The sequence below is a fragment of the Pseudophaeobacter leonis genome, assembly GCF_002087335.1.
Taxonomy (GTDB): Bacteria; Pseudomonadota; Alphaproteobacteria; order Rhodobacterales; family Rhodobacteraceae; genus Pseudophaeobacter; species Pseudophaeobacter leonis.
The window spans coordinates 1-20016 of sequence record NZ_MWVJ01000010.1 but is presented as its reverse complement, the minus strand read 5'-3'; the positions used below and the strand labels follow the sequence as shown (position 1 = coordinate 20016).

The 20016-nt window shown below is 59.4% G+C and carries 23 protein-coding genes and 1 pseudogene; 21 read left to right on the top strand and 3 right to left on the bottom strand.

The features are described from left to right. The first annotated feature begins 36 nt into the window (after positions 1-36). The 6 genes from fghA to B4968_RS04310 all read left to right on the top strand — a co-directional run bounded on the left by fghA (position 37) and on the right by B4968_RS04310 (position 5261). Positions 37-867 carry an S-formylglutathione hydrolase gene (gene fghA / locus B4968_RS04335; protein WP_083096963.1) on the top strand — a complete coding sequence of 277 codons (831 nt, stop codon included), beginning with the start codon at positions 37-39 and terminating at the stop codon, positions 865-867. A 19-nt stretch (positions 868-886) separates the two neighbouring features. Continuing rightward, a complete protein-coding gene (locus B4968_RS04330; RefSeq protein ID WP_083096960.1) occupies positions 887-1330 on the top strand; it encodes a c-type cytochrome in 444 nt (147 codons plus the stop codon). A gap of 128 nt (positions 1331-1458) precedes the next feature. Further along, positions 1459-3261, top strand: coding sequence for a lanthanide-dependent methanol dehydrogenase XoxF5 (xoxF5, locus tag B4968_RS04325; protein ID WP_083096958.1), 1803 nt, complete (start codon positions 1459-1461; stop codon positions 3259-3261). A gap of 86 nt (positions 3262-3347) precedes the next feature. Next, positions 3348-3869: a c-type cytochrome, methanol metabolism-related gene (locus tag B4968_RS04320; RefSeq protein WP_083096956.1), complete on the top strand. Its 522-nt coding sequence runs from the start codon at positions 3348-3350 to the stop codon at positions 3867-3869. Next, positions 3853-4683 (top strand): substrate-binding domain-containing protein, encoded by an 831-nt coding sequence (locus tag B4968_RS04315; protein WP_083096971.1) that lies wholly within the window; start codon positions 3853-3855, stop codon positions 4681-4683. Before B4968_RS04320 ends, B4968_RS04315 begins: the two co-directional genes overlap by 17 nt. Before the next feature lie 77 nt (positions 4684-4760). Beyond that, positions 4761-5261, top strand: coding sequence for a PQQ-dependent catabolism-associated CXXCW motif protein (locus B4968_RS04310; protein ID WP_083096969.1), 501 nt, complete (start codon positions 4761-4763; stop codon positions 5259-5261). Positions 5262-5372: 111 nt separating this feature from the next. Here B4968_RS04310 and B4968_RS04305 read toward each other — a convergent pair whose 3' ends face one another. Genes B4968_RS04305 through B4968_RS04295 form a run of 3 tightly spaced genes read right to left on the bottom strand, consistent with a single transcriptional unit; the run spans position 5373 to position 7699 of the window. Continuing rightward, positions 5373-6125 carry a thiosulfate oxidation carrier protein SoxY gene (locus tag B4968_RS04305; protein ID WP_241525542.1) on the bottom strand — a complete coding sequence of 251 codons (753 nt, stop codon included), beginning with the start codon at positions 6123-6125 and terminating at the stop codon, positions 5373-5375. Position 6126: 1 nt separating this feature from the next. Next, positions 6127-7104: a YncE family protein gene (locus tag B4968_RS04300; protein ID WP_241525541.1), complete on the bottom strand. Its 978-nt coding sequence runs from the start codon at positions 7102-7104 to the stop codon at positions 6127-6129. A 40-nt stretch (positions 7105-7144) separates the two neighbouring features. Then, positions 7145-7699 (bottom strand): SRPBCC family protein, encoded by a 555-nt coding sequence (locus B4968_RS04295; protein ID WP_083096965.1) that lies wholly within the window; start codon positions 7697-7699, stop codon positions 7145-7147. Positions 7700-7847: 148 nt separating this feature from the next. Here B4968_RS04295 and B4968_RS25555 point away from each other — a divergent pair, with 148 nt between their 5' ends. The 15 genes and pseudogenes from B4968_RS25555 to B4968_RS04230 all read left to right on the top strand — a co-directional run. Further along, a complete protein-coding gene (locus B4968_RS25555) occupies positions 7848-8465 on the top strand; it encodes an ABC transporter substrate-binding protein (protein ID WP_338153202.1) in 618 nt (205 codons plus the stop codon). Continuing rightward, positions 8458-9054, top strand: coding sequence for a type 1 periplasmic-binding domain-containing protein (locus B4968_RS25550; RefSeq protein ID WP_338153201.1), 597 nt, complete (start codon positions 8458-8460; stop codon positions 9052-9054). The genes B4968_RS25555 and B4968_RS25550 overlap by 8 nt, the downstream gene beginning before the upstream one ends. 16 nt (positions 9055-9070) lie before the next feature. Then, positions 9071-10054, top strand: coding sequence for a YVTN family beta-propeller repeat protein (locus B4968_RS04285; protein ID WP_083096950.1), 984 nt, complete (start codon positions 9071-9073; stop codon positions 10052-10054). A gap of 37 nt (positions 10055-10091) precedes the next feature. Beyond that, positions 10092-11057: an ABC transporter substrate-binding protein gene (locus B4968_RS04280; RefSeq protein ID WP_083096948.1), complete on the top strand. Its 966-nt coding sequence runs from the start codon at positions 10092-10094 to the stop codon at positions 11055-11057. A 22-nt stretch (positions 11058-11079) separates the two neighbouring features. Further along, positions 11080-11817 (top strand): annotated as a pseudogene (locus B4968_RS04275) (ABC transporter permease). Then, a complete protein-coding gene (locus B4968_RS04270; RefSeq protein ID WP_083096946.1) occupies positions 11814-12449 on the top strand; it encodes an ABC transporter ATP-binding protein in 636 nt (211 codons plus the stop codon). Before B4968_RS04275 ends, B4968_RS04270 begins: the two are co-directional and overlap by 4 nt. Further along, entirely contained in the window at positions 12446-12883 is a 438-nt protein-coding gene (locus B4968_RS04265; protein WP_083096943.1) for a cupredoxin domain-containing protein, read from the top strand. Before B4968_RS04270 ends, B4968_RS04265 begins: the two co-directional genes overlap by 4 nt. Before the next feature lie 3 nt (positions 12884-12886). Further along, positions 12887-13612 (top strand): ABC transporter ATP-binding protein, encoded by a 726-nt coding sequence (locus B4968_RS04260; RefSeq protein WP_083096941.1) that lies wholly within the window; start codon positions 12887-12889, stop codon positions 13610-13612. Further along, entirely contained in the window at positions 13612-14406 is a 795-nt protein-coding gene (locus B4968_RS04255) for an ABC transporter permease (protein ID WP_420916455.1), read from the top strand. The genes B4968_RS04260 and B4968_RS04255 overlap by 1 nt, the downstream gene beginning before the upstream one ends. A gap of 206 nt (positions 14407-14612) precedes the next feature. Continuing rightward, on the top strand, positions 14613-15470 hold the full coding sequence (locus B4968_RS04250) for a fumarylacetoacetate hydrolase family protein (protein ID WP_083096936.1): 858 nt from the start codon (positions 14613-14615) through the stop codon (positions 15468-15470). Then, positions 15467-16267, top strand: coding sequence for a 2-oxo-hept-4-ene-1,7-dioate hydratase (hpaH, locus tag B4968_RS04245; RefSeq protein ID WP_083096933.1), 801 nt, complete (start codon positions 15467-15469; stop codon positions 16265-16267). The genes B4968_RS04250 and hpaH overlap by 4 nt, the downstream gene beginning before the upstream one ends. Before the next feature lie 375 nt (positions 16268-16642). Beyond that, positions 16643-17152: an ImuA family protein gene (locus tag B4968_RS04240; protein ID WP_241525539.1), complete on the top strand. Its 510-nt coding sequence runs from the start codon at positions 16643-16645 to the stop codon at positions 17150-17152. Further along, positions 17103-18161: a Y-family DNA polymerase gene (locus tag B4968_RS04235; RefSeq protein WP_479559038.1), complete on the top strand. Its 1059-nt coding sequence runs from the start codon at positions 17103-17105 to the stop codon at positions 18159-18161. Before B4968_RS04240 ends, B4968_RS04235 begins: the two co-directional genes overlap by 50 nt. Positions 18162-18307: 146 nt before the next feature. Next, positions 18308-18565 carry a hypothetical protein gene (locus B4968_RS26355; protein ID WP_479559037.1) on the top strand — a complete coding sequence of 86 codons (258 nt, stop codon included), beginning with the start codon at positions 18308-18310 and terminating at the stop codon, positions 18563-18565. Next, a partial coding sequence (locus tag B4968_RS04230) for a PHP domain-containing protein (protein ID WP_139792568.1) occupies positions 18562-20016 on the top strand: 1455 nt, incomplete at its 3' end. The genes B4968_RS26355 and B4968_RS04230, both read left to right, overlap by 4 nt.

Below are 20016 nucleotides of genomic sequence, written 5' to 3'. Positions count from 1 at the left end.
GCAAATCCATCCGCGCCGTCGTGGAGTACTGAGGCAATGGAGATCGTTTCTCGCAGCAAATGTTTCGGAGGCGATCAGGCTGTCTACAAGCATCCTTCGCAGGTCTGCGGCGTGGATATGACATTTGCAGTCTATCTGCCGCCACAGGCCAAAAACCGTTCAGTTCCAGTGCTTTGGTATCTTTCAGGGCTGACCTGCACCCATGATAATGCCATGACAAAAGGCGGGTTGCAGCAGCACGCGGCAGAGCATGGTGTGGCGCTGGTCTTTCCTGATACCTCGCCGCGCGGCGAGGGGGTGGCTGACGATGAATCCTATGATCTTGGGGTTGGCGCGAGCTTTTATCTGAACGCCACGCAACAACCCTGGCAGCCGCATTTTCAGATGTATGACTATGTGGTCAAGGAGCTGCGCGCGATGCTGCAGGGGGCGCTGCCGATCACCGACAACCACGGCATTACCGGTCATTCCATGGGCGGGCATGGCGCTCTGACAATTGCCATGCGCAACCCCTCGCTGTTCCGCTCGGTCTCTGCTTTTGCGCCCATTCTGAACCCGACGCAGTCCGATTGGGGGCGCAAGCAATTCAGCACCTACCTTGGCGATGATGAGGCCACCTGGGCGCAATATGACGCCACCATTTTGATGGCTGAAAACGGCTGGCATGGCGACATTCTGATTGATCAGGGCGCCAACGACCAGTTCATTGATCTGTTGCGGCCGCAGGCCTTTGCCGAAGCCGCCAGCAAGCGCAGACAGCCCTGTACCCTGCGCACCCATGCCGACCACGACCACAGTTATTTCTTTGTGTCCAGCTTTGCCGGAGATCACGTGAAATGGCACGCCGACCGGCTCAAGACAGACTGACAAAAGGAACACCGACACTATGAAAAGACTGCCTCTTCTTTGTATCGCATTGGCGCTGAATGTCCTGGCGGGATCTGCCGTTGTTGCACAAAGCACAGATACTGCAAGCGCGGCTGCCGAAAGTGCCGTTGCCGGGCTTACCGGAGACGCCGATGCAGGTGCCAAGGTTTTTCGCAAATGCAAGGCCTGCCACGAGATTGGTGAGGGCGCCAAATCCAAAGCGGGCCCGATGCTGACCAATATCCTGGGACGGGCGGCAGGAGCCGTTGAAGATTTTGGATATTCCTCGGCGCTGATGAAAAAAGCCACCGACGAAGAGCTGGTTTGGGATGTTGAGACGCTGGAGGCGTTTTTGACCAAACCCAAGACGTATATCAAAGGAACGAAAATGTCTTTTGCCGGTCTTCGCAAAGAAAAGGACCGCGCAAATGTCATCGCCTATCTGGCCGGGTTCACTGAATAGGAGGTTCAGCTGACCAGATAGACCCCCCTTCTGCGGGTGAGAATTGTCAGAGGGAAAGGCTCGTAAAGAGCACCAGCGGGACCGCCACAATTCTTGGCATCCTGCACTAAAACTCTAGGGAGGACAGGATGAGAAGAACTTTAACACTTACCGCAGCTCTGTTGCTTGGCTCGACCAGTATGGTCATGGCCAACGACGGTCTGAAGGCTCTGATCGATGATCCCAACCAATGGGCGATTCAGACCGGGGACTACAAGAACCAGCGCTATTCCGAACTTGACCAGATCAACAAAGACAATGTTGGTGATCTGCAGGTGGCCTGGACGTTCTCGACAGGTGTTCTGCGCGGCCACGAGGGCTCGCCGCTGGTGATTGGCGATATGATGTATGTGCATACGCCGTTTCCAAATATCGTCTATGCGCTGGATCTGGCCGAAGAAGGCAAGATCGTCTGGAAGTACGAGCCCAAGCAGGACCCGGATGTCATTCCGGTCATGTGCTGTGACACTGTAAACCGCGGTGTTGCCTATGCGGACGGCAAAATCTTCCTGCATCAGGCCGACACAACGCTGGTTGCGCTGAACTCTGAAACGGGTGCGGTGGAATGGAGCGTCAAGAATGGTGATGCCGCTGTAGGTGAAACCAACACCGCGACGGTTCTGCCAGTTGGCGACAAGGTGATTGTTGGCATCTCTGGCGGCGAATTTGGCGTTCGTGGCCATTTCACCGCCTATAATACTGCGGATGGCAGCCAGGCCTGGCGCGCCTATTCCATGGGTCCGGACAGCGATATTCTGGTCGACCCGGTCAACACCACGCATTTGGGTACTCCAGTGGGCGAGAACTCGGGCATCAACACCTGGGAAGGCGATCAGTGGAAGATCGGCGGCGGCACCACATGGGGCTGGTACTCCTATGATGAAACCGAAAACCTGGTCTATTACGGCACCGGTAACCCATCCACATGGAACCCCGGACAGCGTCCTGGTGATAACCGCTGGTCGATGACCATCATGGCCCGCGATGCGGACACTGGCATTGCCAAGTGGTTTTACCAGATGACCCCGCATGATGAGTGGGATTATGACGGTATCAACGAGATGATCCTGACCGAGCAGGAGATCGACGGGGAGATGCGCAAGCTGCTGACCCACTTTGATCGCAACGGCCTGGGCTATACCATGGACCGTGTGTCGGGTGAGCTGCTGGTTGCCGAGAAGTTTGACCCGGTTGTCAACTGGACCACTGGCGTTGACATGGACAAAAACAGCGACCAGTACGGTCGTCCACAGGTTGTGGCGCAGTATTCCACCGAGCAAAACGGCGAAGACGTGAACTCGACCGGTATCTGCCCTGCGGCTTTGGGCTCAAAAGACCAACAGCCTGCGGCCTACTCACCTGAGACAGAGCTGTTCTACGTGCCGACCAACCACGTCTGCATGGATTATGAGCCCTTCCGCGTCAGCTATACTGCGGGTCAGCCCTATGTTGGTGCGACTCTGGCGATGTATCCAGCCCCCGACAGCCACGGTGGCATGGGTAACTTCATCGCCTGGGACGGCAAAGCGGGTGAAATCGCCTGGTCCGTTCCTGAGCAGTTCTCGGTCTGGTCCGGTGCATTGGCAACTGCTGGTGACGTGGTCTTCTACGGCACGCTCGAAGGCTATATGAAAGCGGTTGATGCCAACACAGGTGAAGAGCTGTATAAGTTCAAAACACCCTCCGGTATCATCGGCAACTTCATGACCTATACCCATGACGGCAAGCAATATGTTGCGATCCTGTCGGGTATCGGCGGCTGGGCTGGCATTGGTCTGGCAGCAGGTCTGACAAACCCGAATGATGGTCTGGGTGCCGTGGGCGGCTATGCCGCGCCCAGCGACTATTCCGCACTTGGGGGTCAGATGACCGTCTTCGCCCTGCCCAGCTAATCGGCACAGAGTAGCAAAAATGGTCGGACTGGCGCAGCGGATCCCTCGCCTGCGCCAGTCCTCACAGCAAATAAGGTCGAAGAAATATGCGAAATACCGCAGGTCTGCTGGGAGCGGCATTCATTTTACTATTCGGACAGGCTGGCTGGGCTGAAGGCCCTGTTGACGCTACAAATATCGACGTCGCCTATATGGAAGACGGTCGCTATTTTACCGAAGATGATATTCCCACCTATAATGTTGCCGAGGATGGAACCATCGACTGGCCCTCCTATTCCGGCTTTCGTCGCTATCACTCAGAGTGCCACGTCTGCCACGGCCCCGAGGGCGAAGGCTCAAGCTATGCGCCTGCGCTCAAGAACTCTGCGCTTGAGTTGGATTATTATGACTTCTTTGATGTGGTGGTGAACGGACGCCAGGTCATCAACTCGGCAGAAACCTCTGTGATGCCCGCCTTTGGCGATAATCCAAATGTCATGTGCTATCTGAACGATATCTATGTCTACCTGAAAGCGCGCGGCACTGAAGCGATTCCCCGTGGTCGTCCCCGCATGAAAGAAGCTAAATCTGATGTGATCCGTGAGGATGAAAATGCCTGCCTGGGCTAGACTGTTTTCACTGCTGTCCCTGGTTTTCTGCGCGGCCCCGGCTGTTGCGCAGACCTCGGATCTGGTGTCAAAATCCAGCTTTAGGGTCTGTGCGGATCCTGCCAATGCGCCGATGTCGCACCGCGATGGCAGCGGGTTTGAAAACAAACTGGCCGAATTTTTTGCGGCCAAACTGGAATTGCCAGTCAGCTATGAATGGTATCCGATGGCCACCGGATTTATCCGCAATACGCTGCGGGCCAATAAATGTGATGTTGTCATTGGCTATGCGCAGGGCCATGAGATGGTTCTGAACAGCAACCACTATTTCACCTCTGTCTATACGCTGGTGACGCGGGCTGACAGCCCGGTGGCGGGCGTTGACCAACTGTCAGATGCCCGTCTCAAAGGGTTGAAACTGGGCATCGTTGCAGGCTCTCCACCAGCCACGCATATGGCCCGCAACGGCCTGATTGCCAAGGCGCGTCCCTATAATCTCGTGGTGGACCGGCGCCATGAATCTCCCATTCAGAACATGCTGGACGATTTGGTGGCGGGCGACATAGACGGGGCTTTGCTCTGGGGGCCGATTTCGGGGCCGCTGGTCAAATCTGACTACCCGGCGCTGCAGGTGACTCCGCTGTTAAAGGAAACTCTGCCGCCACGGCTGTTTTTCCGTATCACCATGGGGGTGCGGCAAGGTGAGAAAGTCTGGCAGCGCAAGCTGAACTCTCTGATCCGTCGCAATCAAAAGGAAATCAATGCGATCCTGACCGAAGCGGGGGTGCCGTTGGTCAATGACGCCGGGACCGCGCTGCTGGAGCCTGCGTTGTGACCCGCGAGGGCCGTCGCCACCCTTTTTGGTTGGCGCTGGCCCTTGGTTTGGTTGTGGCTCTGGTCGGCTGGAAGCCAATGGCTGTTTCTGCGCAATCGGTGGCCGAGCCACAGGACTACAAAACCGATCATTATCGCGGTGCGGTGCCGGTATCGCTGTCTGGTGCCACTGTGGTGGATGCGGATGCGGCCTTTGCGTTGTGGAAAACCGGGCGGGTGGCCTTTGTCGATGTTCTGCCGCGCGCCCCCAAGCCGGACAATCTGCCCAAAGGCACCATTTGGCGCGACAAACCCCGCGCCTCTATTCCCAGCGCCATCTGGTTGCCCAATGTCGGCTATGGCGGGCTGGCCGATGTGACAGAGGCCTATTTTTCCGCAGGTTTGCAACAGGCCAGTTCGGGTGAACCTGATCATCCGCTGGTGTTCTTCTGTCTGGCCGATTGCTGGATGTCCTGGAACGCGGCAAAACGCGCGTTAGAGTATGGCTACACCCATGTGTTCTGGTTCCCCGAGGGAACGGACGGCTGGGTGTTCGAGGACTACCCAGTCGAAAGAGTTGACCCGGAACCGGGCTATTAGAACCCTGTCATCTGCCGTTGGGCAGTCGGACCGTGCCATCCGTATCGGTCAGGGTGATCGCGGCGACGCGGGCATAGGCCGGCACTGTCATGCGGATCGTTGGATTTTCGCTCAGCGAGATCTGCCTGTCACATCAACAAACCGGACCCCGTCCGGATCCACCGCCACTGTTTCGATATAGCGCGCCGGCAGATAGAGCAGGCTGATCTGGTCCATCTGCATCCCCGAATGGCTGGGGTGCTGAATATCAAGCTGCAACTGCGGGCCTGGGCTTGTCGCGAAAGACGAAAGGCTGCTCAGTGATGCGGGCAGTGATGCGGCCATTGACGCGGGCAGCGACGCAGGCTGTGTGCTGCTTGTGCTGGCAGCATTGCTAAAGGCGATCTCCATCTGGCCCAATGTGGCCAGCGCCAGCTCTGGATCCGTTCCGGGAGGGGCGGCACAGGCCCCCTGCCCCGAGGTTTTTACAAAGCCGGTTTTTGCCAGCAACTGCCCCTCGGTGGTGCGGGCCACCATATGCAGCGGCGTTGGGCCATTGACGCGCATGGTCACATCAAAATCAAACTGCGCCATGGGTTGCGCAAAGGTGAAACCCGCCGAGACCGGCATCGGGTTTTCATCCAGTATAACCGTGACGCTCTGTAGCATCCGTCCGTCTGGTGCCATGATGCGCGCGCCAATATTGGTGCGCGCATCCAGTGCCGAGCGGTAAGGCGCATCAATCTGTATCAGATCGCCGGCCTCGGTCAGGGTCTGATCCTCATAGAGGGCGTGGCGCAGATCAGACCAGCTCGGCTCAAACGCAGAGGCCGCAGATGCAAGCACAGACCCCAAGAGCAAGGCCGTCAGAACAGGTTTCTTCATGTCACTTCTCCTCTGCATAACCGGTTGCGATAAAACGCCCAAAGGCCCGCGGCCCGTCGCCGGTATCTATCTCTGCAATCACGCGGGCTGTGCCTGCATCAATCAGGCTGAGCGTGTTGGAAAACCAATTGGCCACCACAAGGGTTTTGCCATCTGGCGTGGCGTCAATGCCTTCGGGGTATTCCCCAACATCGATGGTCGCGCTCACCCTCAGGCTTTCAAGATCAAAGACGCTGACCGTATCGGCATATTGGTTTGTAGCAAATCCCGCGCCCGCCCCAAAGGAAATTGCGTAGGGACGTGCGCCCACCGGGATGGTTGCGGCAACTTTTCCAGTGACAGGGTCGGCCACGGTCACGGTGTCTGAGCCAACATTGGCGGTAAACAGACGGCCCTGAGGGCCAAGCGATATGCCAAAGGGGCGCAGGCCAGTTGGGATTTTGTGGCGCAGCTGGCGACTGGGCAGATCAAAGACAGAGATCTGGTTCGCATCCCGGTCCGCCGAGGCGAGCCAGCTGCCATCACGCGCCACCACCAGCCCGGCCGGAGCACTACCGGTTTCAATCATGTCGGCAGGGGTTAGCCCCTCGGCATTCAACATCCAGATGCGGGCATTATACCAGTCGGAGACAAAGACCTGCTGGCCATCCGGGCTGACGGCAATGCCGATCGGCCCGCCGTCCAGTGTTCTCTCGGCCTGCTGCTCTGCGCGGGCAAGGCCGAACTTGCGCACCACTTTGCTGCCGGCGCTGACGGTGTAAAAGACACCGCGCGCGGCATCGACGGCCACTCCGGCGGGTGCCCCGGGCAGCGACACGCGGGCAGCCTCGCTGCGGGTGTTGAGATTGATAACCGACAGGCTGTTGCCGTTTTGGTTGGTCACAAAGGCATAATTGGCTGCTGTAGCCTCTGTTGCCTTCAACACTGTCGCAATCAACACCGGCGCCATGAGAAATGGCGACAGCGCAAAAACAAACAAGGGCAAAGGGGCCCGACAGGAGCGTCTAGAGAGGAGGCGGCTAGTTGCCGCCAAACCGGGTCACCAGAGCGTCCAGTCCGGCCTGATAAACGCCGAAAACCGCCGCAATCGCGGCCTCGTCATTCAGCTCGGCTGGCGGGTCATTGTTTGGATAGCCACGATAAAAGGCACCGCGCCATTCCACCACAGATCCGCCGTCCGTGCCGGGTTTTACCGTCAGATGTGACGAATAGTTGGTGACTGGCAGCACTTCCACCGCGACCTCGGTGATGCGGTAGGAATAGCTCATCTTTTCGTCAGAGAATTTGTACAGAATCTCGGCGATTGTTGGGCCGTTTTCCTGTCCCAGAACCAATAGCCGGGTGGCATCAATGGCATTGTCGCCCGCGCCTGTGCTGCTATGGACCGCCGGGTGCCAGCTCATATCCTGAAAATTGCCAATCACCGCCCAGACCTCAGAAGGCGGCGCGCTGACCTCTGCTGTCAGAGTCACCTTCTGGCGGGTTGGGCCATGCGCATGGGCAACCAGGGGCAGGCTGGCCAGCCCGGCAGAAACGGCAAGAGCCGCCAAAATGGAACGTCTGTGGAGCTGCATAGAAAAATCCATAATATTGAAGGAAAGTGGCTGCGCCATCCTAGTCGCAACACCTCATACCGCAATGCGCCAAAAGTATCGGTTCCGCGACTCTTCCCCGCGTTGCATAGTAACCTTTCAGGGGAAATCGCAGAGGAAAATCAAAGCAATGCTGGGTTTGAGACGTCTCACCTTTATGTTGGTCCCTGCTTTGGTATTTGCGATGGGCCTAGGGATGATTTCGGCGACGCCGGCACAGGCTCTGGAGGTCGCAACCACTGTTCTGCGGGTGGACTACCCTGGCGTTTTGCCGGTGTCCCGACTGGATCTTAAACCGGATGATCTTGGATCGGCCGGGGCGATCCTCGCGGATGAGGACAATCAGACCACCGGCAATTTCCTGGGCATGCGCTTTGCAACCGCGTTTGTCACCACCACCCCGGAAACACTGGATCAGACCCTGTCCGAGATCCTGACGGATGCGCCGCAGCTGCTGGTGGTGATGGCCCGCGCGCGGGATCTGCTAAAGATCACCGACAGGGCCGGCGCCAAGGCTCTGGTGATCAATGCCAGTGCCCGCGGCCCTGCCCTGCGCGATGCAGAGTGCAGGGCCAATCTTTTGCATGTGGCTCCGAGTGATCTGATGATGGCCGATGCGGTAGTGCAATTTGCCATGTGGAAGCAATGGCGGCGCATTTTCCTTATTCAGGGCTCTAACCCGGCGGATCACGCCCTTGGGGATGCCTATAGGCGGGCCATTACAAAATTCGGCGCGCAATGTGGTTGAAGAGCGCGAATTTGAGGACACGGGGGGCTCACGTCGCACCGATACCGGACATGTGCTGGTGCAGCGCCAGATGCCGGTCTTTACCCAAGGCGCCGCCGAGCATGACATGGTTATCGCCGCCGAAGCCTCGGATGTGCTTGGGCTCTATCTGCCGTTTCACAGCTGGACGCCGCGGCCGGTGATGGGATCCGGCGGGCTGCGGCCTGTCAGCTTTCACCCCGCCCATGAGGCCTGGGGCGCCACCCAGTTTCAAAGACGTTTTGAGGCCCTGTCGGGCCGTTATGTTCAGGAGCCTGACTATCAGGTCTGGCTGGCCCTGCGGGTGATCGGTGAGGCCGTCATCCGGAGCAATTCTGCCGACCCTGCCACCCTGCGCGCCTATATTCTCAGTGACGAGTTTGAACTCGCGGCCTTTAAGGGGCGCGGTGTGAGCTTTCGCAGCTGGAATGGCCAGATGCGCCAGCCGATCCTTTTGACGGATAGTAAACTGACCGTCAGTGTGTCGCCACAAGACGGCTATCTGCACCAACGCTCCACCCTTGACACCCTTGGGCTGGATCAGCCTGAAACCAGCTGCTCTGCTTTCTGACACAAAGAGGTAAATCATGCACCGTCCCACCAGTCTTTTTGCCGGGGTTTGCGCTCTGAGCCTGACCCTCGCGGCACCTGCAGAGGCGGGCAAGGTCTATGTCAGCAACGGGAAAGGCAACACGGTCACGGTAATCGACAGTGACAGCTGGGGGGTCCTGGTGGGGTTTCCCGCAGGCAACCGGGCGCGCGGCATTGGCCTCAGCCCGGATGGCAGCCTGCTTTATTTCTGCGCCTCGGATGATGACACCCTCCGGGTGTTCGAGACCGAGACCTACAAGGAGGTCTATTCGCTGCCATCCGGGCCAGACCCGGAGCTTTTTACCATGCATCCCACGGGCAACCCTATCTATGTTGCCAATGAGGACGACAATCTGGTGACCATCGTCGACACCGAGATCTGCACGGTCCTGGCCGAGGTGCCTGTTGGGGTAGAGCCCGAAGGCATGGCGATCAGCCCGGATACAAAATGGGTGATCAATACCTCCGAGACGACGAATATGGCGCATTTCATCGACACCTCAGATTACAAGATCAAGCACAACATTCTTGTTGATCAGCGCCCCCGCTATGCCACCTATAAGGATGATGGCAGCCGACTGTTTGTCAGCTCGGAGATCGGCGGTACCGTCAGCGTCATCGACACCAGCGCCGAGGCGCCAAAGCTGATAGACAAAATCGAATTTCAGGTCTCCGGTGTGCAGCCCGAGTGGCTGCAACCTGTCGGAATGAAAGTCACAGCCGATCACAACTGGCTGTTTTTCGCCCTGGGCCCCGCCAACCGCGTCGCGGGGGTGAATGCCAAAACGCACGAGGTCGAGGACTATATTCTGGTAGGGCAGCGTGTCTGGCAGATGGCCTTCACCCCGGAGCAGGACTACCTGATTACCACCAATGGCAACTCAAATGATGTCACTGTGATTGATGTGAAGCGGCAAAAAGCCATCAAATCCATTCAGGTCGGCCAGCAGCCCTGGGGCGTCGTCGTCTCCCCCGATTGAGGCCAGCGACAGCGGACAGGACAACAGGGAGGATGACATGATCTTGCGCAGACTGCTGGCAGCCAGCGCCGCTTTGCTGGTCTCGGCCTCGGTGGCGGTGTGCGAAACGCCGGTAATCCGCGCCGCCGTGCTCAGCATTGGGACGGTGAACTGGGAGCTGGATACCATCGCGCAAAATGGGCTGGACCAGGAGAACGGCTTTGCGCTGAAGGTGCAGGCCTATGCCGACAACGGGGCCACCCGTGTGGCGCTGGCCGGCGGCACCGCCGATGTGGCGGTTGCCGACTGGATCTGGGTGGCCCGGCAACGCGCCGCTGGGAAAGACTACGTCTTTGTCCCTTATTCCCGCGCGGTTGGCGGGCTGGTGGTGCCCGAGGGCAGCCCGGCGCAGAGCCTCCCTGATCTGAGGGGCAAAAAGATCGGCATTGCCGGCGGGCCGCTGGACAAAAGCTGGCTGATCCTGCGCGCCTATGCGCAGCTGGAATATGGCATGGATCTGGAGGCAGAAACCGAGCAGGTTTTTGCAGCCCCACCGCTGATCTATAAGACCGCGCTGTCGGGCGAGGGCGATGGGGCGGTGGACTTCTGGCACTTTTTGGCCAAGATGAAAGCCTCGGGTATGCGGCAACTGGTCTCCGTCGAGACCGCGGCGCAGGCGCTGGGGCTGGACGCTGAGGTGCCGCTGCTGGGCTATGTGATGAAAGAGAGCTTTTTGCAGCAACACCCTGATCTGGCGCAGGGGTTTTACGCGGCCTCGCGCGCCGCAAAGGATATTTTGCGCAGTGACGCCCCATGGGAGCAGCTCCGTCCCCGCATGAACGCCAAGAGCGACTTGCAGTTTGACACCCTGCGCCAGGACTTTCGCGCAGGTATCCCGGCGCGTGGTGCGGTTAATGCCAGCAGTGCCGACCAGATGCTGCAGCTGATGGCGCGTCTGGGGGGCGACAAACTGGTGGGGGCTGCCACCACATTGCCGCCTGGTCTGTTTGCGGCAGTGAAATGACAGTCACAGGATCCCTGCCAATATGCTGATCCGCCTCACCTCTCTGTTTGGTCTTGCAGCGCTTTGGGTCTTTGCGGCCTGGCTAACGGATGACGCCCAGACCCTGCCGATGCCGCAGTCTTTGCTGGCGCCGTTCTGGCACGAGCCACCACGGGCACCCTGCCCTATCATCTGGGCAAAACGCTGATGCGGGTGCTCTGGGCCTTTGGCCTCGCCATGAGTTTGGGACTGTGTCTGGGACTGGTCATGGGGCTGTATCGCCGGGTGAATCTCTGGCTGGATCCCTGGCTCGTGGTGTTTCTGAACCTGCCCGCTCTGGTGCTGATTGTGCTGTGCTATTTGTGGATCGGGCTGAACGAGACGGCCGCGATCATCGCTGTGACCCTCAACAAGGTGCCCAATGTCACAACCGTGATCCGCGAAGGCGCGCGGGCGCTGGACCCCGGACTAAAGGCCATGGCGCAGATTTTTGGCATGTCGCGGGTCCGCAGGCTGCGCCATATCATTTTGCCGCAGATGGCGCCCTTTATCGCCGCCGCCGCCCGCAGTGGTCTGGCGGTGATCTGGAAAATCGTGCTGGTGGTTGAATTCCTGGGGCGCTCTGACGGCATCGGCTTCCAGATCCACCTGTATTTTCAGCTCTTCGATGTGGGCATGGTGCTGATCTATTCCCTGTCCTTCATTCTGGTGATGGCTGATCATTGAATGGTGCCTGTTGCAGCCCTGGGAAGCCCGCGCCAACCGCTGGAGGACCGCATGATCCGGGTTGATGTTGCGGCAAAATCCTATGGGGACACGCGGGTGTTGCAGGATATTCATTTCAGCCTCAGCGCCGGCGAAACACTGGCCGTTCTGGGGCCGTCGGGGATTGGAAAATCGACCCTGTTGCGGCTGATTTCCGGCATTGATACCCAGTTCGACGGTGAGATAATCCGGCCAAAGCGCATCGCCATGGTGTTTCAGGAGCCCACCCTGATGCTGTGGCGCACAGCCCTCGACAATATTCGCCTGATCCATCCACATCTGTCCCAATCCGAGGCGCATGCAGCGCTGGATATGGTGGCGCTGGCAGATAAGGCAGACTTATTCCCCGGCCAGTTGTCGCTTGGCCAGCAGCGCCGTCTGGCGCTGGCACGCGGCTTTGCCGGACAACCAGAGCTTTTGATCATGGACGAGCCTTTTGTTTCGCTGGATGCTCAAACGGCTGATCAGATGATTGCCCTGACAGAAGCGCTGATCGCCCAAAGCCGCCCAGCGACCATTTTTGTCACCCATGCCGCAGCCGAGGCCAAGCGCCTAGCCACGCGTACCCTGAGCCTTGCAGGATCTCCTGCAACCCTGGCTCCCTCTTTGTCACCCAAATCTATGTCACCAAAAGGAGATATCTTATGAAATTTGCATCCTTCCTGACCGCCCTTGCCTTTGCGCTGCCCCTGGCGCTGCCGGTGCAGGCCCATGACCTTGGTTTTGCCGGGCTCTTGTCCAGCAATAACAAAGAAGAGCTGGAGCCGCTGATCCTGTCGGTTGGCAAACCCATCGCCGAGGCGCCGCTGATGCTCAAATCCGGCGCCGCCTATGAGATCGAGATCATCGCCGATGGCACCGGTGAGTTGGCCCTTGAAGGCGCAGGGTTTTTCCGCGCAGTCTGGATCAATGAGGTGGTGATCAACGGCATTGAGATCCGCCCGCTTGGCATCGACAGTTTTGAATTCGACGAAGAAGGGACCATGGAAATGGAGTTCATCGCCATCAAGCCCGGCCGCTACGAGCTGCGTCAACCCGGCTCCACCGGCGCGGGGCAGCGCGTCGAGATCGTGATCCAGTAGCAGATGAGTACCCTGACCCTCTCGCATGTAAGTTATCGCTATGGTGCCAAACTGGCGCTGGATGATGTCAGTTTCTCTCTTGAGAAGGGTCGGTTCTGTGCGTTTCTGGGGCCAAACGGGGCGGGGAAATCAACACTGTTTTCCCTGCTGACCCGGCTTTTGGTGACGCGGGAGGGCAGCATCAGTGTGGCGGGGCATGATCTTGCGCGCGCGCCGCGTGCGGCGCTGGCAAAGATTGGCGTCGTGTTCCAGCAACAGACCCTGGATCTGGATATGACGGTGATGCAAAATCTGCGGTATTTTGCGGCTCTGCAGGGTCTGTCTGGCAAAGCGGCGCAACGCAATATCGACGCGGCGCTTGACCGGTTGCAGATGCGCGAGCGCAGTGGCGAGAAGGCCCGCAGTCTGAACGGCGGTCATCGCCGCCGTATGGAGATCGCCCGCGCCCTGATCCACGCGCCCGAGGTGCTGATGCTGGACGAGGCCACCGTCGGGCTTGATACTGCCAGCCGTCAGGCCATCACCTCGCACGTGCATGATCTGGCGGACTCTGGTCTGCTGGTGTTCTGGGCGACGCATCTGGTGGATGAAATCCGGGCCGGTGACGACGTGGTTGTCCTGAACAAAGGTCGCGTTCTGGCCCATGACACTGCAGCCAGTCTTGCAGGCGATGGCGCGCTGATCGATGCCTTTATCCGCATGACCACGACACAGCAGGAGCCCGCGTGATGGCCTATCTGGTTGCCCTCAGGGCGATTGTGCTGCGCGAAGCCCTGCGGTTTGTCAGCCAGCGCTCGCGCCTTCTGGCCGCATGGGTGCGGCCGCTGGTCTGGCTGGTGGTTTTTGCGGCGGGGTTTCGCGCCGCCCTGGGCCTGTCGATCATCCCGCCCTATCAAACCTACATCACCTACGAGGTCTATATCGTGCCGGGCCTCTGTGGCATGATCCAGCTGTTCAACGGCATGCAGTCCTCGTTGAGCCTGGTTTATGATCAGGAGATGGGCTCTATGCGCCTGTTGCTGACCAGCCCGCTGCCGCGCTGGTGGCTGCTGTTTTGCAAACTGCTGGCCGGCGTGGCGGTCTCTTTGCTGCAGGTCTATGTCTTTCTGGCCATCGCTGCCGGCTTTGGCATTGCCCTGCCGCCCTCGGGCTATGTCTTTGCCTTTCCGGTGCTGATCCTGACTGGGCTTATGTTGGGCGCACTGGGGCTGCTGATTTCGTCGACAATCAAGCAGCTGGAGAATTTTGCCGGGGTGATGAACTTTGTCATCTTTCCAATGTTCTTTATGTCGAGCGCCTTGTATCCGCTGTGGAAAATGGCCGAGAGCTCACCCTTGCTGCGCGACATCTGCGCGGTAAACCCCTTTACCCATGCGGTCGAGCTGCTGCGCTTTGCGATGTATGGCCAGCTAAACATCACAGCTCTGATTTGGGTTGCGCTGGCTTTTGTCTGCTTCATGGCCGGTAGCCTTTTTGGATATGATCCAGCCCGTGGAATGCGGCGCAAAGGACCACGGGCATAGTCCCATCAGAGGACATAACCTGCACCCTATCCGCGCGCCGCTCCCTATCTGTGGAATGGGCCATATGGTTGCCATTGGTTGCCATGGCAATAATTATTGACTGAACGCGCGCCTTCACATAGAACTTTGCTTAACATGTAAATTAAATCGCTCTGCATGGCGGAGCTCAGGCCACAGACCTCACGCCACAGACAAGGAGTAACCTAATGCGTTTTGCAACTTTTAGCGCCGCCGGCGAGATCTTTTATGGTGCTGTGACTGATGCTGGCATGATCGCCCTGAATGCGGATTTTCCGCACTGGGTAACGCTTTATGACGTGATAGCAGCGGGCGGGCTGGCCGACCTAGGCGCAGCGGCTGCAGGCAAAGCGGTGACGCATGTCGATTTCACCTATGAAATGGTGCTGCCCAATGCGCCGCGCATTCTATGTGTTGGGGTGAATTTTCCCGACCGCAATGCGGAATACAAAGACGGCAGCGCGCAGCCAAAATTCATGTCGCTGTTCCCGCGTTTCGCCAGCGGCTTTACCGGCCATGGGCGCAATCTGGTACGTCCTCCCGAAAACCACACGCTGGACTATGAAGGTGAAGTCGCCATCGTCATCGGCAAGGGCGGTCGTAGGATCAGCCAGGAGGATGCCTATGACCATATCGCGGCGCTGACCCTGTGCAACGAGGGCACCATTCGCGACTGGGTGCGGCATGCCAAATTCAACGTGACTCAGGGTAAGAACTGGGACCACTCCGGCGCGCTCGGCCCCTGGTTGGTGCCCTTTACCGATGCCAGCCAGCTGGACGAGGCCCGCATCATCACCCGCGTTAATGGCGAGGTGCGTCAGGACGATGTGCTGTCGCGCATGATGTTCCCGATCCGCCGCGAGATCGAATATATCTCGACCTTCATGACGCTAAAGCCCGGCGATATCATCATCACCGGCACCCCCACCGGCGCGGGTGCGCGCTTTGACCCACCCCGCTATCTGAAACCCGGCGATGTGGTCGAGGTTGAGGTCGAGGGCATCGGCACCCTGTGCAATGGCGTCGAAGACGAGGTGCTCGCATGACGCCGCAGGATCACGCTATCGCCGCCGCCGATCTGTTGCTGGCCGAGACCTCGGGTGAGCAGATCGGACTGCTGAGCGTGCGCCACCCCGAGATGGGCATGGATGATGCCTATGCGGTGCAAAACGCCATCTTTCGCGCCAAGCTGGAAGCAGGCCAGCGGGTGATTGGCTGGAAGATCGGCCTGACCTCAAAAGCCATGCAATATGCGCTGAACATCGACATTCCCGACAGCGGTATCCTGTTTGACGACATGCTGTTCGAGACAGGCGCAACCGTGCCCAAAGGGCGTTTTATCCAGCCCAGAATTGAAGCCGAGATTGCCTTTGTCATGAAGGCGCCCCTTGGCGGCGCCGATGTCAGTCGGGCCGATGTGATTGCTGCCACTGACTATGTCACCCCCTCGCTTGAGATTCTGGACACCCGCATCCTGCGCGCCGATCCCGAGACGGGTCAGACCCGCAGTGTTTTTGACACCATCAGCGACAATGCCGCCAATGCCGGGATTGTGCTGGGTCGCGAGCGCCATGCCGTCGAGGCGCATGATCTGCGCTGGGTCGGGGCCATCACCAGCCGTAACGGCGAGGTCGAGGAAACCGGACTGGGGGCTGGCGTTCTGAATGATCCGGTCGAAAGCGTTGTCTGGCTGGCGCGCCGCATGGCGCAATATGGCCAGTCCATTGCGCCGGGTCAGGTGATCCTGTCGGGCAGCTTTATCCGCCCGATTGAATGCCCCTCGGGCAGCGAGATCCACGCCGACTTTGGAGCCTTTGGCAGGGTCGACATCCGGTTCGACTGACCCCAGCGGGGCGGCCTGACCTCGCCTGATCCAGCGCATTTTTCTCTGACAAGGACCTCTGCCCATGCCTGCTCCGCGCGGGGATCTGGATAAGTGGAAACAGGGGATCTCGGCTCATCTGGAATGCTTTGCTTTCCGGGAGAGCCTTGCTCTTGAATGGGATAGCTAGTGTTAGGCAGCACGTAGGGTAAAAATGGGAGCATGACTGCCCGGCGGTGCCACCGATTGCGGCCTTCCATCATTCGATTACAAGATTTCCTGATGTATACTGCCGTCCCATGACCCTCATCGATTCTCACTTCCCTCCTAAAAACACCCGCACACATGAAGCCAGCGGGCCGTCAGCACATGCCTTTGCATTTGCGCGGCGGGGCAGTGTGTCGGGCAGATTCGGGCACTGTGCTTTGGGTGCGGGAGGCGTGGAATGGCACGCAGCTTAACCCATTGGGGTTTGAGCCTTATCTTGATCCTCAGAAGCTTTTGGTTGTGCAGGCCCCGAGCCATATTGACGCCTTGGCCTCAGGCGAAGAAGCCCTACGGTCGGGGCGTATTGCGCGGGTGGTCATGGAGCTGAGCCAGCCGATTGGCCTGACCGAAGGGCGCCGTCTGCAGCTGGCAGCCCAGACAGGGCGCTCTATGGGGCTTTGCCTTTTGCCGGAGGGCATGGGCAGCAATGCCGCGCAGACCCGCTGGCACTGCGCGCCGATCTTTGATGCGCCAGTCTTGAATGCGCCAGTCTTTGACGCACAGAACACAGCAGAGGACTCGACTCTCCAGTGCTGGGAAATTACAAAGAACAAATCAGGAACTTTAAAAGCGTGGGTAGTGAAGTGGGATGCGCAAACGCGTCGTGTCAATGTGGTTTCCGAGGCTGCCCAGCGATAGGGTTCTGCGCGCATGCCTGCAGCAAACCGCCAATGACAATCGTCCTTTTGCCCTGATCCATCATGAGAAAAACACCGACCGTATTTATTGCCTGAACCAGGTGGCCGAATCCCAGGGCCTGCATCGCGGCATGGGGTTCTCGGATGCGCGGGCCTACTGCCCTGAGCTGCAAAGCCAACCTGCCGATCGGGGTGCTGATGCGAAATTCCTGCAGATGCTGGCCCGGTGGAGCAAGCGATACTGCCCCTGGGTTGGACTGGATGGCACAGATGGTCTGATGCTGAATATCGCAGGGTCGGCGCATTTGTTTGGGGGCGAGGCGCAGATGCTTGACGATATGCGCCACCGTCTTGGGCGTGCCGGGGTGAGCGGGCGGGTTGCTGTGGCCGATACCCGCGGTGCCGCTTGGGCGCTGTCGCATTATGGCACGCACCCAAAGGCGGATATCACCGCGTTGCCTGTGGCCGCCCTGCGTCTTGCGGCAAAATCCGACACAGCCCTGCAACGCCTGGGGTTGCGCCGGATCCGCGATTTGATGGCTTTGCCGCGCGCCACCCTTGCGCGACGGTTTGGCCCCGATGTGGTGCTGCGTCTGGATCAGGCCATGGGCGCGCGCGATGAGGTGATCACACCTCTGGGGGAGGCGCCGCACTATGGTGTGCGCCTGACGTTACCCGATCCCATCGGCCTGAGCGCGGATGTCATGGTCGGCACAGAGCGCCTGTTAGAGAGGCTTTGCGCCAAGCTCAAATCGCAAGACATGGGCGCAAGACAATTGCAGCTGATCCTGCGCCGCGTCGATCAGGGGGCACAGCAGGTTGAGCTGCGTCTGGCGGCGCCGATGCGCGATGCGGCACGGATTCTGCCGCTTTTTGCCCGGGTGTTGCGGCGGTTGATGCCGGGTTTGGCATTGATCAGCTACGCCTTGAGGCCACGCAGGTTGAGCGGCTGGAGGACAGTCAGATCACCACGGGCACGGCTGCGCGGAGCGATGGTCTGGAGGATCTGATCACGCGCCTTGGCAACCGCGTTGGGCTGGACAACATCCAGCGGTTTTTACCTGCGGACAGCCATATCCCCGAGCGCAGTTTTCAGATTGTGCCTGCCGCGTATAGTGCCGCATCTGGATCCTGGGCCAGCCTGCGGCCACGGCCTTTGCGGCTTTTTGCGCCGGAACCCATCGCAGCGGTCGGCTCCCAGCCCCCCACACAGTTTCGCTGGCGGCGTATGGCGTTGACCACGGGGCGCGCCACAGGCCCCGAGCGCCTCGCACCCGAATGGTGGCTGCCCGATGACAACTGGCGGTCGGGCCTGCGCGATTATTGGAAAGTGGACACCACACAGGGGCGGCGCTTGTGGCTGTTTTATACCCCGCAAAATCCGGGCTGGTTCGTGCAGGGTGAATTTGCATGAGCCCGCGCAACCCTTCGCTTGATCCGGGCTATGCCGAACTCGGCGTGACCTCGAACTTCACGTTCCTGCGGGGCGCGTCGCATCCCGAAGAGCTTGTCACGCGGGCTGCCGCTCTGGGGCTGAAGGCCATCGCGATCACCGATCACAACTCGCTCGCAGGCGTGGTGCGCGCCTTTTCTGCCCTTAAAGAACTGCGCCGCGAGCTGGGCGAGACTGCGCCCCTGCCCAAGCTCATTGTCGGTGCACGTTTGATCCTGCGCGACAGTGACACCCACTGGCTGGCGCTGCCGCAGAGCCGCGCGGGCTATGCGCGGCTGACGCGACTGCTGACTCTGGGCAAACGCCGCGCCGCTAAGGGAGCCTGTGATCTCGATCTGCAAGACCTGGTGCAGGGCTGTGCCGGTATGAGCCTGATCGCCCTGCCCCAGTCGGCCTTACACAACAGCGCGGCTGGTATATCCACTCTCAAAAAGCATTTTCCTGCAGATGTCTTTGTCGGGGCGACCCCGCGCTATGACGGCAGCGATCAAAGCCATTTTGACGCCTGCGCGGCCCTGGCGCATCGCACGGCGGCGCCGATGGTGGCCGTGGGCGATGTGCTGATGCATCACGGATCCCGGCGGCAACTCACCGATGTTTTGACCTGCCTGCGCGAACATATCACCATCGACGAGATCGGCACACGGGCACAGCCCAACTCTGAGCGCCGCCTCAAACCCGAAGCCGATATGAAGCGCCTGTTTGCCCGCCATCCCGCAGCCCTGCGCCGTACGGTTGAGATCGCCGCCAGGTCGGGCTTTTGCCTGTCTGAGCTGAGCTATGAATATCCCGATGAGGTGGCAGGCGACGAGCCGCCACAAGAGCGCTTGGCCCGGCTGGCGGCGCAGGGGCTCAAATCGCGCTACCCCCAGGGCGCGCCTGAGCGTGCCATCCGGCAAATGCACAAAGAGCTGGCCCTGGTGGAAAAGCTCAACTTTCCCGCCTATTTCCTCACGGTGCATGACATTGTGCAATTTGCCCGCAGCCAGGGCATCTTATGTCAGGGGCGCGGCTCTGCGGCCAACTCGATCCTGTGTTATCTGCTCGGCATCACCGACGTCAGCCCCGAGACCATCACAATGGTGGTCGAACGCTTTGTCTCCGAACATCGCGGCGAGCCGCCTGACATTGATGTGGATTTCGAGCATGAACGCCGCGAGGAAGTCATCCAGCATATCTATGGCAAATATGGCCGCCACCGCGCCGGGCTTTGCGCCACGGTGATCCACTTTCGCTCACGCGCCGCGATCTCGGAAGTCGGCAAGGTCATGGGCCTGTCCAAGGATGTCACGGCCAATCTGTCGGGGCAGATCTGGGGCACGAGCAATGACGGTGCGGACCCTGAACGCGTCAAACAGCTGGGTCTCGACATGAGGGATGCGCGCCTGTCCCTGACGATCAAACTCATCGGC

Bases quoted from the DNA above. Each gene is read 5' to 3' on its own strand.
- fghA (WP_083096963.1), top strand. From the start codon at position 37: ATGGAGATCGTTTCTCGCAGCAAATGTTTCGGAGGCGATCAGGCTGTC.
- B4968_RS04330 (WP_083096960.1), top strand. From the start codon at position 887: ATGAAAAGACTGCCTCTTCTTTGTATCGCATTGGCGCTGAATGTCCTG.
- xoxF5 (WP_083096958.1), top strand. From the start codon at position 1,459: ATGAGAAGAACTTTAACACTTACCGCAGCTCTGTTGCTTGGCTCGACC.
- B4968_RS04320 (WP_083096956.1), top strand. From the start codon at position 3,348: ATGCGAAATACCGCAGGTCTGCTGGGAGCGGCATTCATTTTACTATTC.
- B4968_RS04315 (WP_083096971.1), top strand. From the start codon at position 3,853: ATGCCTGCCTGGGCTAGACTGTTTTCACTGCTGTCCCTGGTTTTCTGC.
- B4968_RS04310 (WP_083096969.1), top strand. From the start codon at position 4,761: ATGGCTGTTTCTGCGCAATCGGTGGCCGAGCCACAGGACTACAAAACC.
- B4968_RS04305 (WP_241525542.1), bottom strand. From the start codon at position 6,125: ATGAAGAAACCTGTTCTGACGGCCTTGCTCTTGGGGTCTGTGCTTGCA.
- B4968_RS04295 (WP_083096965.1), bottom strand. From the start codon at position 7,699: ATGCAGCTCCACAGACGTTCCATTTTGGCGGCTCTTGCCGTTTCTGCC.
- B4968_RS25555 (WP_338153202.1), top strand. From the start codon at position 7,848: ATGCTGGGTTTGAGACGTCTCACCTTTATGTTGGTCCCTGCTTTGGTA.
- B4968_RS04285 (WP_083096950.1), top strand. From the start codon at position 9,071: ATGCACCGTCCCACCAGTCTTTTTGCCGGGGTTTGCGCTCTGAGCCTG.
- B4968_RS04280 (WP_083096948.1), top strand. From the start codon at position 10,092: ATGATCTTGCGCAGACTGCTGGCAGCCAGCGCCGCTTTGCTGGTCTCG.
- B4968_RS04270 (WP_083096946.1), top strand. From the start codon at position 11,814: ATGATCCGGGTTGATGTTGCGGCAAAATCCTATGGGGACACGCGGGTG.
- B4968_RS04265 (WP_083096943.1), top strand. From the start codon at position 12,446: ATGAAATTTGCATCCTTCCTGACCGCCCTTGCCTTTGCGCTGCCCCTG.
- B4968_RS04260 (WP_083096941.1), top strand. From the start codon at position 12,887: ATGAGTACCCTGACCCTCTCGCATGTAAGTTATCGCTATGGTGCCAAA.
- B4968_RS04255 (WP_420916455.1), top strand. From the start codon at position 13,612: ATGGCCTATCTGGTTGCCCTCAGGGCGATTGTGCTGCGCGAAGCCCTG.
- B4968_RS04250 (WP_083096936.1), top strand. From the start codon at position 14,613: ATGCGTTTTGCAACTTTTAGCGCCGCCGGCGAGATCTTTTATGGTGCT.
- hpaH (WP_083096933.1), top strand. From the start codon at position 15,467: ATGACGCCGCAGGATCACGCTATCGCCGCCGCCGATCTGTTGCTGGCC.
- B4968_RS04235 (WP_479559038.1), top strand. From the start codon at position 17,103: ATGCGCAAACGCGTCGTGTCAATGTGGTTTCCGAGGCTGCCCAGCGAT.